This window comes from Pseudomonas sp. 313 (assembly GCF_000316965.1).
GTDB classification, from domain to species: Bacteria; Pseudomonadota; Gammaproteobacteria; order Pseudomonadales; family Pseudomonadaceae; genus Chryseomonas; species Chryseomonas benzopyrenica.
Genome location: NZ_ANBZ01000063.1, coordinates 1 through 1060, shown reverse-complemented (window position 1 = coordinate 1060; position 1060 = coordinate 1). Strand labels below are relative to the sequence as shown.

The following is a 1060-nucleotide window of genomic DNA, read 5'->3' as shown; positions in this document are numbered from 1 at the left end:
CACAGCCTGTACGCCTGGGTAAAGCGCTACAGCAAACCCCAAATACAGCGGCAGCAGGTAGATGATCAGCAGGCTGAGCTGCGTCGCTTGCGCGCGGAACTCAAGCGGGTGACCGAAGAGCGAGACATCCTAAAAAAGGCCGCTGCGTACTTTGCCAAGGAGTCCGGCTGAAGTACGCCGTTATCAGCAAACTGTCGGTGGAGTACCCGGTACGGCGTCTCTGCCAGACCCTCCAGGTGCATCCCAGCGGTTACTACGCCTGGCTGGCCGAGCCGAAATCCGCGCGTGCCAAGGAAGATCAGCGTCTGCTCGGATTGATCAAGCATGCCTGGTTGGAAAGCGGCGGGGTCTACGGCTACCGCAAGATCCACGACGACCTGCGTGAGCTGGGCGAGTCCTGTGGCCGGCATCGTGTGGCTCGCCTGATGAGGAGAGAGGGGCTGCGCTCTCAGACCGGTTATCGCCGGCGCCCCGGGTACTACGGTGGCAAGCCGCCAGTGGCCTCGCCCAACCGTCTGGAGCGGCAGTTCAATATCAGTGAACCGAACAAGGTCTGGGTCACCGACATCACTTACATCCGCACGTATGAGGGCTGGTTGTACTTGGCGGTGGTGCTGGATCTGTTTTCTCGCCAAGTGATCGGCTGGTCGATGAAGCCTCGGATGTGCAGCGATCTGGCCATCGATGCGTTGCTGATGGCAGTGTGGCGGCGCAAGCCCAAGCAGGAAGTGATGATCCATTCCGACCAGGGCAGCCAGTTCAGCAGCTCGGACTGGCAGAGTTTCCTCAAGGCCAACAATCTGATCAGCAGCATGAGTCGACGCGGTAACTGTCACGACAACGCGGTCGCGGAACGCTTTTTCCAGTTGCTGAAGCGGGAACGCATCCGACGGAAAACCTACGGAACCCGCGAAGAAGCCCGCAGTGATGTGTTCGATTACATCGAGATGTTCTATAACCCCAAGCGACGGCACAGCAGCGCTATGCAGCTATCGCCAGTGGAGTTTGAAAAGCGCTATTTCCAGAGCTTGGAGAGTGTCTAGGAAAGCTGGGGCGATTC

Annotated in this window: 1 protein-coding gene; it reads left to right on the top strand. The window is 59.0% G+C overall.

Annotation, left to right across the window (positions count from 1 at the left end; genetic code table 11):
* A protein-coding gene (locus tag C722_RS0112985) for an IS3 family transposase (protein ID WP_085984309.1) occupies positions 1-1043 on the top strand; the annotation gives its coding sequence in 2 pieces (ribosomal slippage) (positions 1-130 and positions 130-1043; 1044 coding nt annotated over the 2 pieces). This gene is flagged as partial in the annotation.
* Between the last annotated feature and the right edge of the window lie 17 nt (positions 1044-1060).